At 53.7% G+C, this 16,273-nt stretch carries 5 protein-coding genes, 4 tRNA genes, 6 rRNA genes and 1 pseudogene; 5 read left to right on the top strand and 11 right to left on the bottom strand.

Going from position 1 to position 16,273, the window contains the following annotated elements; all coding sequences use genetic code 11:
• The first annotated feature begins 3 nt into the window (after positions 1–3).
• Entirely contained in the window at positions 4–213 is a 210-nt protein-coding gene (locus SynA1544_RS02450; protein ID WP_006851563.1) for a photosystem I reaction center subunit IV, read from the top strand.
• 5 nt (positions 214–218) lie between these two features.
• Complete coding sequence (locus tag SynA1544_RS02445) at positions 219–1,055, top strand: DNA-formamidopyrimidine glycosylase (protein ID WP_186514701.1); 837 nt, start codon at positions 219–221, stop codon at positions 1,053–1,055.
• On the opposite strand, the gene mtnA is transcribed toward SynA1544_RS02445, so the two are convergent.
• Positions 1,046–2,059: an S-methyl-5-thioribose-1-phosphate isomerase gene (mtnA, locus tag SynA1544_RS02440; RefSeq protein WP_186514700.1), complete on the bottom strand. Its 1,014-nt coding sequence runs from the start codon at positions 2,057–2,059 to the stop codon at positions 1,046–1,048. The two genes, SynA1544_RS02445 and mtnA, sit on opposite strands and share 10 nt — an antisense overlap.
• Positions 2,060–2,109: 50 nt before the next feature.
• Between mtnA and mtnB the strand changes: the two genes are divergently transcribed.
• Complete coding sequence (gene mtnB, locus SynA1544_RS02435) at positions 2,110–2,727, top strand: methylthioribulose 1-phosphate dehydratase (protein WP_255477686.1); 618 nt, start codon at positions 2,110–2,112, stop codon at positions 2,725–2,727.
• A complete protein-coding gene (mtnC, locus tag SynA1544_RS02430) occupies positions 2,727–3,476 on the top strand; it encodes an acireductone synthase (protein WP_186514698.1) in 750 nt (249 codons plus the stop codon). The genes mtnB and mtnC overlap by 1 nt, the downstream gene beginning before the upstream one ends.
• A gap of 101 nt (positions 3,477–3,577) precedes the next feature.
• Here the strand turns inward: mtnC and rrf (SynA1544_RS02425) are convergent.
• The 5 genes from rrf (SynA1544_RS02425) to SynA1544_RS02405 form a co-directional block, all read right to left on the bottom strand.
• Positions 3,578–3,694: ribosomal RNA gene (rrf, locus tag SynA1544_RS02425) — 5S ribosomal RNA — on the bottom strand.
• Positions 3,695–3,804: 110 nt separating this feature from the next.
• Positions 3,805–6,672, bottom strand: a 23S ribosomal RNA gene (locus SynA1544_RS02420).
• Positions 6,673–7,105: 433 nt separating this feature from the next.
• Positions 7,106–7,178: transfer RNA gene (locus tag SynA1544_RS02415), tRNA-Ala, on the bottom strand.
• A gap of 9 nt (positions 7,179–7,187) precedes the next feature.
• Positions 7,188–7,261: transfer RNA gene (locus SynA1544_RS02410), tRNA-Ile, on the bottom strand.
• Positions 7,262–7,445: 184 nt separating this feature from the next.
• Positions 7,446–8,931: ribosomal RNA gene (locus tag SynA1544_RS02405) — 16S ribosomal RNA — on the bottom strand.
• A gap of 940 nt (positions 8,932–9,871) precedes the next feature.
• Between SynA1544_RS02405 and SynA1544_RS02400 the strand changes: the two are divergent.
• Positions 9,872–10,267: pseudogene (locus tag SynA1544_RS02400) on the top strand (DUF4440 domain-containing protein).
• A gap of 182 nt (positions 10,268–10,449) precedes the next feature.
• Here SynA1544_RS02400 and rrf (SynA1544_RS02395) read toward each other — a convergent pair.
• The 5 genes from rrf (SynA1544_RS02395) to SynA1544_RS02375 form a co-directional block, all read right to left on the bottom strand.
• Positions 10,450–10,566: ribosomal RNA gene (rrf, locus tag SynA1544_RS02395) — 5S ribosomal RNA — on the bottom strand.
• A 110-nt stretch (positions 10,567–10,676) separates the two neighbouring features.
• Positions 10,677–13,544 (bottom strand): 23S ribosomal RNA (locus SynA1544_RS02390).
• A gap of 433 nt (positions 13,545–13,977) precedes the next feature.
• Positions 13,978–14,050, bottom strand: a tRNA-Ala gene (locus tag SynA1544_RS02385).
• A 9-nt stretch (positions 14,051–14,059) separates the two neighbouring features.
• A tRNA-Ile gene (locus SynA1544_RS02380) sits at positions 14,060–14,133 on the bottom strand.
• 184 nt (positions 14,134–14,317) lie between these two features.
• Positions 14,318–15,803, bottom strand: a 16S ribosomal RNA gene (locus tag SynA1544_RS02375).
• The 16S, 23S and 5S rRNA genes sit together here with 4 tRNA genes alongside, the layout of an rRNA operon.
• Positions 15,804–16,273 lie beyond the last annotated feature (470 nt).

Below are 16,273 nucleotides of genomic sequence, written 5' to 3'. Positions count from 1 at the left end.
GCGATGGCGATCACCCGCGGCGCCAAGGTGCGCATCAAGCGTCCTGAGTCCTACTGGTTCAACGAAGTTGGCACCGTTGCCTCCATCGACACCTCGGGAATCCGCTACCCCGTTGTCGTTCGCTTCGAGAAGGTCAACTACAGCGGCCTGCAAGGCGTTGACGGTGGCATCAACACCAACAATTTCGCTGAAGCTGAGCTCGAGCCGGCCTGAGGCCGTTGCCTGAACTTCCTGAAGTCGAGACGGTCCGCCGGGGACTGGCAGACCGTCTTGTCGACTTCAAAATTGCGCAGGTTGAAGTCTGCAGGCCAAGGGCCATTGCCAGCCCCGGAGGTCCTGATGAGTTTGTTGCTGGCCTCTGCGGAATGACGGTGGGGCAGTGGCAGCGCAGAGGGAAATATCTGATGGCCGCCCTTGAGCCCGAAGGCGGTGTTTGGGGTGTTCATCTGCGCATGACCGGCCAGTTCCAATGGCATGAGCAGTCCTCCGAACCGTGCAAACACACCCGTGTTCGCCTCTGGAACTCGAAAGAACAGGAGTTGCGCTTTGTGGATGTGCGCAGCTTCGGAGAAATGTGGTGGGTGCCTCCGGGTCAGGCGATTGAAGAGGTGATCACAGGCTTAACGCGGCTCGGCCCTGAACCCTTCAGCACCGAATTCTCTGCCAGTTATCTGAAGCAGAAACTCAAGGGCAGCAGCCGACCGATCAAAACAGCGCTGTTGGATCAAGCCCTGGTGGCTGGAGCGGGCAACATCTACGCGGATGAATCCCTCTTCGCATCAGGCATCGCCCCTTGCACGCCCGCAGGGCAGCTGGAGCTGAAACAACTGGAGAGGTTACGGGATGCCCTGGTGAATGTTCTCACCATCAGCATTGGAGCCGGTGGCACCACCTTCAGCGATTTCCGCGATCTCGAGGGGGTGAATGGCAACTATGGCGGCCAGGCCTGGGTCTACCGACGTGGTGGAGAACCCTGCCGCAGCTGTGGAACACCCATTCAAAGGGAAAAGTTGTCGGGCCGAAGCACCCACTGGTGCCCGACCTGTCAAAGCTGATTGGGCAGCGGAAGCGCAGAGAGAACCTCCCGATAGGGAGGACGAAGCACGCCGAATTCGGTGATGAAACCTGTCACCAGATGAGCCGGAGTGATGTCGAAGGCAGGGTTCCAGGCCTGGGCCCCAGGAGCCGCGACTTCCACTCCTCTCACCTGGGTGATCTCCTCTGCATCGCGTTGCTCAATGGTGATCGCGTCCCCGTCAACCGTCGCTCGATCAATGCTGCTGCCAGGGGCGCAGACATAAAAAGGAATGCCGTGGGCTCGGGCCACAAGCGCCAGGTTGTAAGTGCCGATCTTGTTAGCAACATCGCCATTGGCAGCAACACGATCACAGCCCACTATCACGGCATCCACTTCACCCCGGCGCATCAGCAATCCACTGGCTCCATCAACGATCACGGTGCAGGGAACTCCGAGACAACCCAATTCCCAGGCAGAGAGAGCAGCCCCTTGCAAGCGTGGACGCGTTTCATCCAGCCAGGCATGGCACAGCAGGCCACGGGCATGGGCAGCTGCAATCACACCGAGGGCGGTTCCAACGCCACCCGTAGCGATCGCCCCCGTGTGGCAGTGATGCATGACCCGGCATCCCTGAGCCAACAAGGAAACGCCGTGATCCACCAGCCGCTGGGTCAGGACACAATCCTCACGCTGAAGCGCAGCGGCCACACCGGCGAGCGCTTCAACATCAACTGGAGCGGCGGACCCCATGGCCGCCTGCATCCGATTGAGGGCCCAGCCAAGGTTGACGGCGGTTGGCCGTGATTCACGCAGGCCTCGGATGGCAGTGGGGAGGTCATCACCGGAGCGTGCCGCCAGAACAACCCCCCAGGCCGCCGCAATACCGATCGCAGGCGCACCTCTTACAGCCATGGAGGTAATGGCCTCAGCAACCTCCTGCCATCGGTGCAATTGCATGAAGACCACAGCACCGGGCAGTTGTCGCTGGTCCAGCAACTCCAGGTGATCACCGCTCCAGCGGAAACTGGGGGGAAGCGTCAATGCACGTGGGCCGCTGTGTCCTGTATAGAAGATGGAGGGATGAGCGGATTGTGACCGCAAACCAAACCCAGCGCGATCGCTTGACTGAGGTGATGCAAGGCATCCACCGACGCGGCTGGTGCGATGGCACTGGAGGGAACTTCAGCGTTGTGCTGCAGCATCAGCCCTTGGAGTTGCTCATGGCACCCAGTGGAGTGGACAAGGGGCAGGTACCTGCCAATCAGCTGATTGTTGTGGATGGAGAAGGAAAGGTATTAACGGGCAAGGGAAAAGCCAGTGCCGAAACAGGGTTGCATCTGCGCATTGTTGAAGCGACCCAAGCGGGAGCTGTGCTGCACACCCATTCCGTTCCCGGAACGGTGTTGTCCCGCCATTACGAAACCACAGGAGGGATTGTCTTGGAGGGCTGGGAAATGCAGAAAGGCCTGGTCGGAATCAACACCCACGCCAGCAGCATCACCATCCCCGTGATCAGCAACAGTCAGTCGATGGATGAGCTGTGCGAGGCCGTCGCACCCTTGCTGGAAACATCGCCCTACGGGTTTCTGGTGGCCGGGCACGGCCTTTACGCATGGGGGGCTGACCTGGATGCAAGCAAACGACACCTGGAAATCCTGGAATTTCTATTGAAGGCGAGATTGACCCAAATGCAGATTGGAGATCAATGATGAATCAAAAACATCTTCTGCTCGACATCGAAGGAACAACATGCCCAGTGAGCTTTGTCAGCGACGTTTTGTTCCCCTTCGCCAAGCAAGAACTGAGCGACTACATCAAACAACACTGGGACAAAATCCCTCACAACAAGCCAATCCAGTCCGCCAAGAAGGAATGGCTGGAAGACCAATCACCCGAAAGCATGAAGATCAAACAACAAGTTATGCAGGGCGGTACAGGGGAGGCTGACGGATTAATTCAATACCTAAAACACCTGATTTCAATTGACAGAAAGTCAACAGCACTCAAAGACCTGCAAGGGAAAATCTGGGAATACAGCTATGGCAATGGCGAGCTCAAATCTCAACTGTTCCCGGAAACTGCGGAATGTCTGCGCCAATGGCACGAACAAGGATTGACGCTTTCCGTGTATTCATCGGGCAGCATTCAAGCTCAGAAACTGCTTTACAGACACAGCCCTGCGGGTGACCTTGAAAAATTCTTCAGCCACTGGTTTGACACCCATACAGGCCCTAAAAAATCAACGGAGAGTTATACAACAATCGCCGAGCAGCTCCACAGCTCGCCCAACAAGATCTGGTTTGTGAGTGACAACGGAGCTGAATGCGATTCTGCTCGTTCGGCAGGAATGCACACCCTCTTCAGCCTTCGCGATGGCAACCCTGACCGTGACCCACGTGATCACACGGTGGTTCAATCACTCCGCGAGGTTAGTGTTCACCTAACCGCAGAACAATAGCCAACAAAAAAGCCACCTCCTGGAGAGGTGGCTTCTTCGTGGGTGGTGATGGTGATCGCTTCAGCAATCAGCACATCATCAACCTATTTGGAGAATGTTTTACCTGGCATCGAGCTATTTTCTCAGGGGGCTACCCCCCAAATATCGTCGCCGCTGATGCGTTTCACAACCGAGTTCGGGATGGATCGGAGTGGGACCACACCGCCATGGACACCAGGATAGATCAACATTCTCAAGGGATGAACCCTGAGAACTGCATAGGATCTGCAACTAAAGCTGCACGTCTGAATCAAACAAAGAAATGAGTCTTCAGGCAAGAACCAAAATGTTGGTCAAGCCCTCGGTCTATTAGTACTCCTCCGCTGCATCCATTACTGGACTTCCACGTAGAGCCTATCAACGGGTGTTCTTCCCGTGACCTTACTGGGTTACCCCATGGGAACACTCATCTTGAGGTGGGCTTCCCACTTAGATGCTTTCAGCGGTTATCCACTCCGCACATGGCTACCCAGCGTTTACCGTTGGCACGATAACTGGTACACCAGAGGTGCGTTCCTCCCGGTCCTCTCGTACTAGGGAGAAATCCTCTCAATGTTCCTGCGCGTACACCGGATATGGACCGAACTGTCTCACGACGTTCTGAACCCAGCTCGCGTACCGCTTTAATGGGCGAACAGCCCAACCCTTGGGACCGACTTCAGCCCCAGGTTGCGATGAGCCGACATCGAGGTGCCAAACCTCCCCGTCGATGTGAACTCTTGGGGGAGATCAGCCTGTTATCCCTAGAGTAACTTTTATCCGTTGAGCGACGGCCCTTCCACTCAGAACCGTCGGATCACTAAAACCGACTTTCGTCCCTGTTCGACTTGTAGGTCTCACAGTCAAGCTTCCTTCTGCTTTTGCACTCGTCAGCTGATTTCCAACCAGCCTGAGGAAACCTTTGTGCGCCTCCGTTACCTTTTAGGAGGCGACCGCCCCAGTCAAACTGCCCACCTGATACTGTCCGCTCCCCGGATAACGGGTGAACGTTAGAACCCTAGCTCTGAAAGAGTGGTATCTCACCAGTGACTAACTCATAGCCGCAACCATGAGATCAACGTCTCCCACCTATCCTGCGCATTCAGAGCCCGGGCACAATACCAAGCTACAGTAAAGCTTCATAGGGTCTTTCTGTCCAGGTGTACGTAGTCCGCATCTTCACAGACAATTCTATTTCGCCGAGCCTCTCTCCGAGACAGCGCCCTGATCGTTACGCCTTTCGTGCGGGTCGGAACTTACCCGACAAGGAATTTCGCTACCTTAGGACCGTTATAGTTACGGCCGCCGTTCACCGGGGCTTCAGTCGCCAGCTTCGCTTACGCTGACCGGCTTCCTTAACCTTCCGGCACTGGGCAGGCGTCAGCCCCCATACATCGTCTTGCGACTTAGCGGAGACCTGTGTTTTTGGTAAACAGTCGCCAGGGCCTCTTCACTGCGACCACCTTGCGGTGGCACCCCTTCTCCCGAAGTTACGGGGCCATTTTGCCGAGTTCCTTAGAGAGAGTTACCTCGCGCACCTCGGTATTCTCTACCACCCCACCTGTGTCGGTTTCGGGTACTGGCAGTCATGCCTTAACGGGTGTAGAGCTTTTCTTGGAAGCTTGACGTCACCAACTTCGCTGCCGTAGCAGCTCGTACTCACGCCTCAGCTCGGAACGTTTTCACCGCTCCTCAACGCCTCGAACGCTTGAACCAGTAACCAACATCTGGCTTGGCTAGCCTTCTCCGTCCCTCTTCCCAAAACATGACCGGTACAGGAATGTTGACCTGTTATCCATCGACTACGCCTTTCGGCCTCGCCTTAGGTCCAGACTAACCCTCCGCGGACGAGCCTGCCGGAGGAACCCTTAGGGTTTCGGTGCATGGGATTCTCACCCATGTTTTCGCTACTCAAGCCGACATTCTCACTTCTATGCAGTCCACGCCCGCTCACGCTAACGCTTCGCCCCACATAGAACGCTCCCCTACCATAAAAATCCGCAGCTTCGGTACAACACTTAGCCCCGTTCATTTTCGGCGCAGGATCGCTCGACCAGTGAGCTATTACGCACTCCTTTGAGGATGGCTGCTTCTAGGCAAACCTCCTGGTTGTCTATGCAATCCCACCTCCTTTATCACTTAGTGTTGATTTGGGGACCTTAGCTGGCGGTCTGGGCTGTTTCCCTCTCGACCATGGAGCTTATCCCCCACAGTCTGACTGCCTCGCTACACACAGGGTATTCAGAGTTCATCTCGATTTGGTACCGCTCTCGCAGCCCGCACCGAAATGGTGGCTTTACCCCCCTGCTGGAGCACGAGACGCTACGCCTCAACGTATTTCGGGGAGAACCAGCTAGCTCCGGGTTCGATTGGCATTTCACCCCTAACCACAGCTCATCCGCTGACTTTTCAACGTCAGTCGGTTCGGACCTCCACTTGGTATCACCCAAGCTTCATCCTGGCCATGGTTAGATCACCCGGGTTCGGGTCTATAAACACTGACAAACGCCCTATTCAGACTCGCTTTCGCTATGGCTCCACCATTTCCGGTTTAACCCGCCAGTGCCTATAAGTCGCCGGCTCATTCTTCAACAGGCACACGGTCACCCTATAAGTAGGGCTCCCATTGCTTGTAGGCTCACGGTTTCATGTTCTATTTCACTCCCCTCCCGGGGTTCTTTTCACCTTTCCCTCGCGGTACTGTTTCGCTATCGGTCACACAGTAGTACTTAGCCTTACGAGGTGGTCCTCGCGGATTCACACGGAATTTCACGTGCTCCGTGCTACTCGGGATACAGCTAGCTCAGTTCAGTTTTCGGTTACGGGGCTTTCACCCTCTGTGGCGTGCCATTCAAGCACTTCTCCTAACTTCCCTGATACACGTTGCTGTCCCACAACCCCGATACTCGAAAGTATCGGTTTAGGCTCTTCCCCGTTCGCTCGCCGCTACTTAGGGAGTCGTTTTTACTTTCCTTTCCTCCAGCTACTAAGATGTTTCAGTTCGCTGGGTTGGCTCGTGCCAGCCTATGGATTCAGCTGGCCGTATTAAGGGTTGCCCCATTCGGAAATTCCCGGATCAAAGCGTGCTTCCAGCTCCCCGAGACTTATCGCAGGTAACCACGTCCTTCATCGCCTCTGTGTGCCAAGGTATCCACCGTGAGCCCTTTGTAGCTTGACCAATTAACCTCTTGAACGCTTACCGCCGTTGAAAGCAGATTTTCAAGTTTTTATTGCTAAAAACAAGATCAAACTCTGATTGGCTCGACACCAATCAAAGAACGCTCAAGAGTCTCGGCTCTTGCTCAAAAGAATTTTCATTGTTCTAGATCCAATCTCCCTTTCAGAAGATCAGATTCAAAACAATGCATCTGTAAGATGCTTTGTTTTTCCAGACTCACCTATGCAGTTGTCAAGGTTCTGCTAGAACTTCAAATCAAATCATCAATTGCTTGATCATTTGATCCGAGCCCAGCATCTTATCAACCAAATTCAAGGCTTTAACCTAAAACTTGGAATGACAGGAAGCTGGGGTCATCCAGCGGACACATCTAAATCACACTCCAATCGAGCTCAACTCCAAAAAATTGGAGATGGGAATCAAGTTCGGTCAGTGGAGGTTAGGAGACTCGAACTCCTGACATCCTGCTTGCAAAGCAGGCGCTCTACCAACTGAGCTAAACCCCCAACACCGAATGGGCCATCCTGGACTTGAACCAGGGACCTCACCCTTATCAGGGGTGCGCTCTAACCACCTGAGCTAATGGCCCAGGAGTCTCATCCCTTTTGGGGTGTGACCTAGACAAAGTTTAGGAACTGAAAATCTCCATCAAGCAATCAACATTGCTGCTGATCCATGACTTCAAAGCTGAGGTACCGATCGACCTAAGGTGACAGGATTTCGGCCTAAGAATAAAAGCACTCAGGCATCAAAATCATTGTGTTGTCTCCCTGTTAGGAGGTGATCCATCCGCACCTTCCGGTACGGATACCTTGTTACGACTTCACCCCAGTCATCAGCCCCACCTTCGACGTCCTCCTCCACAAGGGTTGGAGTAACGGCTTCGGGCGTGGCCAACTTCCATGGTGTGACGGGCGGTGTGTACAAGGCCCGGGAACGTATTCACCGCAGTATGCTGACCTGCGATTACTAGCGATTCCGCCTTCACGTAGGCGAGTTGCAGCCTACGATCTGAACTGAGCCACGGTTTATGGGATTTGCTTGTCCTCGCGAACTTGCTGCCCTTTGTCCGTAGCATTGTAGTACGTGTGTAGCCCAGGATGTAAGGGGCATGATGACTTGACGTCATCCACACCTTCCTCCGGTTTATCACCGGCAGTCTCTCTAGAGTGCCCAACTAAATGCTGGCAACTAAAGACGTGGGTTGCGCTCGTTGCGGGACTTAACCCAACATCTCACGACACGAGCTGACGACAGCCATGCACCACCTGTCACTGCGTTCCCGAAGGCACTCTCCTGTTTCCAAGAGATTCGCAGGATGTCAAACCCTGGTAAGGTTCTTCGCGTTGCATCGAATTAAACCACATACTCCACCGCTTGTGCGGGCCCCCGTCAATTCCTTTGAGTTTCACACTTGCGTGCGTACTCCCCAGGCGGAACACTTAACGCGTTGGCTACGACACCGAGGGGGTCGATTCCCCCGACACCTAGTGTTCATCGTTTACGGCCAGGACTACAGGGGTATCTAATCCCTTTCGCTCCCCTGGCTTTCGTCCATGAGCGTCAGTGATGGCCCAGCAGAGCGCCTTCGCCACTGGTGTTCTTCCCGATATCTACGCATTTCACCGCTACACCGGGAATTCCCTCTGCCCCTACCACACTCAAGCCCAACAGTTTCCACTGCCATGATGGAGTTAAGCTCCACTTTTTAACAGCAGACTTGAAGGGCCGCCTGCGGACGCTTTACGCCCAATAATTCCGGATAACGCTTGCCACTCCCGTATTACCGCGGCTGCTGGCACGGAATTAGCCGTGGCTTATTCATCAAGTACCGTCAGATCTTCTTCCTTGATAAAAGAGGTTTACAGCCCAGAGGCCTTCATCCCTCACGCGGCGTTGCTCCGTCAGGCTTTCGCCCATTGCGGAAAATTCCCCACTGCTGCCTCCCGTAGGAGTCTGGGCCGTGTCTCAGTCCCAGTGTGGCTGATCATCCTCTCAGACCAGCTACTGATCGATGCCTTGGTGAGCCATTACCTACACCAACTAGCTAATCAGACGCGAGCTCATCCTCAGGCGAAATTCATTTCACCTCGCGGCATATGGGGTATTAGCAGCCGTTTCCAGCTGTTGTCCCCCTCCTGAGGGCAGATTCTCACGCGTTACTCACCCGTCCGCCACTAACCCGAAGGTTCGTTCGACTTGCATGTGTTAAGCACGCCGCCAGCGTTCATCCTGAGCCAGGATCAAACTCTCCGTTGTAGATCATTTCCTCTTAGACGTTCTCACGTCCTCAAAATGATTTGCGTCACCCATTACTCAGTGAAAACTGGCAACAGTTGAGGCCTCCTTTCGCTGACACAAAAGGGTTCTTAAGAGTGCATCTCTAGATTTCTCTGTCAATGACTTTCCGGGATCTCAGATCCGGTTGTTGCTCCACAATTCGCACACCGGCAACAAGAGAGCTCGTGAAAACCCTCCCGTTGCAGCGAATTGCTTCTTCGCAACGAAATTTTTTGACGGGACCTCACACCTTCATCGCTCTTTCATTCGAACCCTCACCTCACCTCGCGGTTCGGCTCAGATCCAAACGCGATAAAAGCGTCAGTTCCTAAACTTTTCAATTGTCCAGGTGCGACCAAACCTCTCTTCACTCCCTCTCAGGAGATCGGTTGGTTGGTCATCGCGGCCTCTCGCGACCGCTTGATGAACTTACAACACCGTGGGATCGCTCCCTTCTGGTCTCGTAAGTCGCCTCAGACACATCAAGACTTTCGCCTCAAGCGCTTCAGCCTGCACAGCAGCCTCTCGGCTCCCGCGCAGTCCAAAAACATAACCCACTGAGCCCTCTTCTCGCAACCACCTCGAAAAGCGGAGTTGGCAAAGCAGCAAGGAATCGCATAAAAACAGTGCTGAGCACTGAGGTTTCGGCACCTTCAAATCCCAGCAATACCAGCATGAAGAGACAGGTGTACATTCAGCAGAGGTGCGTTGGATGCGAAGCAACCGCTTGCATGACCGTCGCCTTAGCCCCAACTCGTGAGACACCACGGTCTGAGCTCAGTCAGCAAATCAAAACAATGTCGTTACTGCTACAGCCTTAAACCAAGCCAAGACAAGTACAAAACCAGCAAGCGCGAGATCCAGAGACAGTGCTGTCTTCCCTCTGGGAGAATCAGATTGACTTCGCTAACGACACTGAGTGACGATCTCACCTCGTGATCAGGAGATACTCGCCATCAACCAAGCCATGCTTGAAAGCGTGGCAGCTGGTGACTGGGAGAGCTACTCCCAGGTCTGCAGTCCCGAGATCAGCTGCTTCTAAGCCGAGAGTGAGGGACACTTAGTTGAAGGACATGCTTTTCACCGCTATTACTTCGACCTAGCGAGCCAGAGCCAAAGCGCAGCGAGTCCCATCAACATCACCATGGCTCGGCCTCACCTGCGCTGGCTAAGCGACGATGCAGTCGTGGTGAGTTACACCCGATTAACTCAAACAATCCACAACGGAGAACCAATCACAACCCGTTGTTGCGAGACAAGGATATGGCAACAAAGCGAAGGAACTTGGTTACAAGTGCACGTTCACCGCTCCTGAAGCCTAGGGAACGAAAAGAAGGCTCAGGGCTCCTCCGTGGAGCGACAAGTACCTCTTGGGATGACTTCTTGAAAACAATAGCCAACAAAAAAGCCACCTCCTGGAGAGGTGGCTTCTTCGTGGGTGGTGATGGTGATCGCTTCAGCAATCAGCACATCATCAACCTATTTGGAGAATGTTTTACCTGGCATCGAGCTATTTTCTCAGGGGGCTACCCCCCAAATATCGTCGCCGCTGATGCGTTTCACAACCGAGTTCGGGATGGATCGGAGTGGGACCACACCGCCATGGACACCAGGATAGATCAACATTCTCAAGGGATGAACCCTGAGAACTGCATAGGATCTGCAACTAAAGCTGCACGTCTGAATCAAACAAAGAAATGAGTCTTCAGGCAAGAACCAAAATGTTGGTCAAGCCCTCGGTCTATTAGTACTCCTCCGCTGCATCCATTACTGGACTTCCACGTAGAGCCTATCAACGGGTGTTCTTCCCGTGACCTTACTGGGTTACCCCATGGGAACACTCATCTTGAGGTGGGCTTCCCACTTAGATGCTTTCAGCGGTTATCCACTCCGCACATGGCTACCCAGCGTTTACCGTTGGCACGATAACTGGTACACCAGAGGTGCGTTCCTCCCGGTCCTCTCGTACTAGGGAGAAATCCTCTCAATGTTCCTGCGCGTACACCGGATATGGACCGAACTGTCTCACGACGTTCTGAACCCAGCTCGCGTACCGCTTTAATGGGCGAACAGCCCAACCCTTGGGACCGACTTCAGCCCCAGGTTGCGATGAGCCGACATCGAGGTGCCAAACCTCCCCGTCGATGTGAACTCTTGGGGGAGATCAGCCTGTTATCCCTAGAGTAACTTTTATCCGTTGAGCGACGGCCCTTCCACTCAGAACCGTCGGATCACTAAAACCGACTTTCGTCCCTGTTCGACTTGTAGGTCTCACAGTCAAGCTTCCTTCTGCTTTTGCACTCGTCAGCTGATTTCCAACCAGCCTGAGGAAACCTTTGTGCGCCTCCGTTACCTTTTAGGAGGCGACCGCCCCAGTCAAACTGCCCACCTGATACTGTCCGCTCCCCGGATAACGGGTGAACGTTAGAACCCTAGCTCTGAAAGAGTGGTATCTCACCAGTGACTAACTCATAGCCGCAACCATGAGATCAACGTCTCCCACCTATCCTGCGCATTCAGAGCCCGGGCACAATACCAAGCTACAGTAAAGCTTCATAGGGTCTTTCTGTCCAGGTGTACGTAGTCCGCATCTTCACAGACAATTCTATTTCGCCGAGCCTCTCTCCGAGACAGCGCCCTGATCGTTACGCCTTTCGTGCGGGTCGGAACTTACCCGACAAGGAATTTCGCTACCTTAGGACCGTTATAGTTACGGCCGCCGTTCACCGGGGCTTCAGTCGCCAGCTTCGCTTACGCTGACCGGCTTCCTTAACCTTCCGGCACTGGGCAGGCGTCAGCCCCCATACATCGTCTTGCGACTTAGCGGAGACCTGTGTTTTTGGTAAACAGTCGCCAGGGCCTCTTCACTGCGACCACCTTGCGGTGGCACCCCTTCTCCCGAAGTTACGGGGCCATTTTGCCGAGTTCCTTAGAGAGAGTTACCTCGCGCACCTCGGTATTCTCTACCACCCCACCTGTGTCGGTTTCGGGTACTGGCAGTCATGCCTTAACGGGTGTAGAGCTTTTCTTGGAAGCTTGACGTCACCAACTTCGCTGCCGTAGCAGCTCGTACTCACGCCTCAGCTCGGAACGTTTTCACCGCTCCTCAACGCCTCGAACGCTTGAACCAGTAACCAACATCTGGCTTGGCTAGCCTTCTCCGTCCCTCTTCCCAAAACATGACCGGTACAGGAATGTTGACCTGTTATCCATCGACTACGCCTTTCGGCCTCGCCTTAGGTCCAGACTAACCCTCCGCGGACGAGCCTGCCGGAGGAACCCTTAGGGTTTCGGTGCATGGGATTCTCACCCATGTTTTCGCTACTCAAGCCGACATTCTCACTTCTATGCAGTCCACGCCCGCTCACGCTAACGCTTCGCCCCACATAGAACGCTCCCCTACCATAAAAATCCGCAGCTTCGGTACAACACTTAGCCCCGTTCATTTTCGGCGCAGGATCGCTCGACCAGTGAGCTATTACGCACTCCTTTGAGGATGGCTGCTTCTAGGCAAACCTCCTGGTTGTCTATGCAATCCCACCTCCTTTATCACTTAGTGTTGATTTGGGGACCTTAGCTGGCGGTCTGGGCTGTTTCCCTCTCGACCATGGAGCTTATCCCCCACAGTCTGACTGCCTCGCTACACACAGGGTATTCAGAGTTCATCTCGATTTGGTACCGCTCTCGCAGCCCGCACCGAAATGGTGGCTTTACCCCCCTGCTGGAGCACGAGACGCTACGCCTCAACGTATTTCGGGGAGAACCAGCTAGCTCCGGGTTCGATTGGCATTTCACCCCTAACCACAGCTCATCCGCTGACTTTTCAACGTCAGTCGGTTCGGACCTCCACTTGGTATCACCCAAGCTTCATCCTGGCCATGGTTAGATCACCCGGGTTCGGGTCTATAAACACTGACAAACGCCCTATTCAGACTCGCTTTCGCTATGGCTCCACCATTTCCGGTTTAACCCGCCAGTGCCTATAAGTCGCCGGCTCATTCTTCAACAGGCACACGGTCACCCTATAAGTAGGGCTCCCATTGCTTGTAGGCTCACGGTTTCATGTTCTATTTCACTCCCCTCCCGGGGTTCTTTTCACCTTTCCCTCGCGGTACTGTTTCGCTATCGGTCACACAGTAGTACTTAGCCTTACGAGGTGGTCCTCGCGGATTCACACGGAATTTCACGTGCTCCGTGCTACTCGGGATACAGCTAGCTCAGTTCAGTTTTCGGTTACGGGGCTTTCACCCTCTGTGGCGTGCCATTCAAGCACTTCTCCTAACTTCCCTGATACACGTTGCTGTCCCACAACCCCGATACTCGAAAGTATCGGTTTAGGCTCTTCCCCGTTCGCTCGCCGCTACTTAGGGAGTCGTTTTTACTTTCCTTTCCTCCAGCTACTAAGATGTTTCAGTTCGCTGGGTTGGCTCGTGCCAGCCTATGGATTCAGCTGGCCGTATTAAGGGTTGCCCCATTCGGAAATTCCCGGATCAAAGCGTGCTTCCAGCTCCCCGAGACTTATCGCAGGTAACCACGTCCTTCATCGCCTCTGTGTGCCAAGGTATCCACCGTGAGCCCTTTGTAGCTTGACCAATTAACCTCTTGAACGCTTACCGCCGTTGAAAGCAGATTTTCAAGTTTTTATTGCTAAAAACAAGATCAAACTCTGATTGGCTCGACACCAATCAAAGAACGCTCAAGAGTCTCGGCTCTTGCTCAAAAGAATTTTCATTGTTCTAGATCCAATCTCCCTTTCAGAAGATCAGATTCAAAACAATGCATCTGTAAGATGCTTTGTTTTTCCAGACTCACCTATGCAGTTGTCAAGGTTCTGCTAGAACTTCAAATCAAATCATCAATTGCTTGATCATTTGATCCGAGCCCAGCATCTTATCAACCAAATTCAAGGCTTTAACCTAAAACTTGGAATGACAGGAAGCTGGGGTCATCCAGCGGACACATCTAAATCACACTCCAATCGAGCTCAACTCCAAAAAATTGGAGATGGGAATCAAGTTCGGTCAGTGGAGGTTAGGAGACTCGAACTCCTGACATCCTGCTTGCAAAGCAGGCGCTCTACCAACTGAGCTAAACCCCCAACACCGAATGGGCCATCCTGGACTTGAACCAGGGACCTCACCCTTATCAGGGGTGCGCTCTAACCACCTGAGCTAATGGCCCAGGAGTCTCATCCCTTTTGGGGTGTGACCTAGACAAAGTTTAGGAACTGAAAATCTCCATCAAGCAATCAACATTGCTGCTGATCCATGACTTCAAAGCTGAGGTACCGATCGACCTAAGGTGACAGGATTTCGGCCTAAGAATAAAAGCACTCAGGCATCAAAATCATTGTGTTGTCTCCCTGTTAGGAGGTGATCCATCCGCACCTTCCGGTACGGATACCTTGTTACGACTTCACCCCAGTCATCAGCCCCACCTTCGACGTCCTCCTCCACAAGGGTTGGAGTAACGGCTTCGGGCGTGGCCAACTTCCATGGTGTGACGGGCGGTGTGTACAAGGCCCGGGAACGTATTCACCGCAGTATGCTGACCTGCGATTACTAGCGATTCCGCCTTCACGTAGGCGAGTTGCAGCCTACGATCTGAACTGAGCCACGGTTTATGGGATTTGCTTGTCCTCGCGAACTTGCTGCCCTTTGTCCGTAGCATTGTAGTACGTGTGTAGCCCAGGATGTAAGGGGCATGATGACTTGACGTCATCCACACCTTCCTCCGGTTTATCACCGGCAGTCTCTCTAGAGTGCCCAACTAAATGCTGGCAACTAAAGACGTGGGTTGCGCTCGTTGCGGGACTTAACCCAACATCTCACGACACGAGCTGACGACAGCCATGCACCACCTGTCACTGCGTTCCCGAAGGCACTCTCCTGTTTCCAAGAGATTCGCAGGATGTCAAACCCTGGTAAGGTTCTTCGCGTTGCATCGAATTAAACCACATACTCCACCGCTTGTGCGGGCCCCCGTCAATTCCTTTGAGTTTCACACTTGCGTGCGTACTCCCCAGGCGGAACACTTAACGCGTTGGCTACGACACCGAGGGGGTCGATTCCCCCGACACCTAGTGTTCATCGTTTACGGCCAGGACTACAGGGGTATCTAATCCCTTTCGCTCCCCTGGCTTTCGTCCATGAGCGTCAGTGATGGCCCAGCAGAGCGCCTTCGCCACTGGTGTTCTTCCCGATATCTACGCATTTCACCGCTACACCGGGAATTCCCTCTGCCCCTACCACACTCAAGCCCAACAGTTTCCACTGCCATGATGGAGTTAAGCTCCACTTTTTAACAGCAGACTTGAAGGGCCGCCTGCGGACGCTTTACGCCCAATAATTCCGGATAACGCTTGCCACTCCCGTATTACCGCGGCTGCTGGCACGGAATTAGCCGTGGCTTATTCATCAAGTACCGTCAGATCTTCTTCCTTGATAAAAGAGGTTTACAGCCCAGAGGCCTTCATCCCTCACGCGGCGTTGCTCCGTCAGGCTTTCGCCCATTGCGGAAAATTCCCCACTGCTGCCTCCCGTAGGAGTCTGGGCCGTGTCTCAGTCCCAGTGTGGCTGATCATCCTCTCAGACCAGCTACTGATCGATGCCTTGGTGAGCCATTACCTACACCAACTAGCTAATCAGACGCGAGCTCATCCTCAGGCGAAATTCATTTCACCTCGCGGCATATGGGGTATTAGCAGCCGTTTCCAGCTGTTGTCCCCCTCCTGAGGGCAGATTCTCACGCGTTACTCACCCGTCCGCCACTAACCCGAAGGTTCGTTCGACTTGCATGTGTTAAGCACGCCGCCAGCGTTCATCCTGAGCCAGGATCAAACTCTCCGTTGTAGATCATTTCCTCTTAGACGTTCTCACGTCCTCAAAATGATTTGCGTCACCCATTACTCAGTGAAAACTGGCAACAGTTGAGGCCTCCTTTCGCTGACACAAAAGGGTTCTTAAGAGTGCATCTCTAGATTTCTCTGTCAATGACTTTCCGGGATCTCAGATCCGGTTGTTGCTCCACAATTCGCACACCGGCAACAAGAGAGCTCGTGAAAACCCTCCCGTTGCAGCGAATTGCTTCTTCGCAACGAAATTTTTTGACGGGACCTCACACCTTCATCGCTCTTTCATTCGAACCCTCACCTCACCTCGCGGTTCGGCTCAGATCCAAACGCGATAAAAGCGTCAGTTCCTAAACTTTTCAATTGTCCAGGTGCGACCAAACCTCTCTTCACTCCCTCTCAGGAGATCGGTTGGTTGGTCATCGCGGCCTCTCGCGACCGCTTGATGAACTTACAACACCGTGGGATCGC

The organism is Synechococcus sp. A15-44 (assembly GCF_014280115.1).
Taxonomy (GTDB): domain Bacteria; phylum Cyanobacteriota; class Cyanobacteriia; order PCC-6307; family Cyanobiaceae; genus Parasynechococcus.
This window is presented reverse-complemented; position numbering and strand designations above follow the sequence as displayed.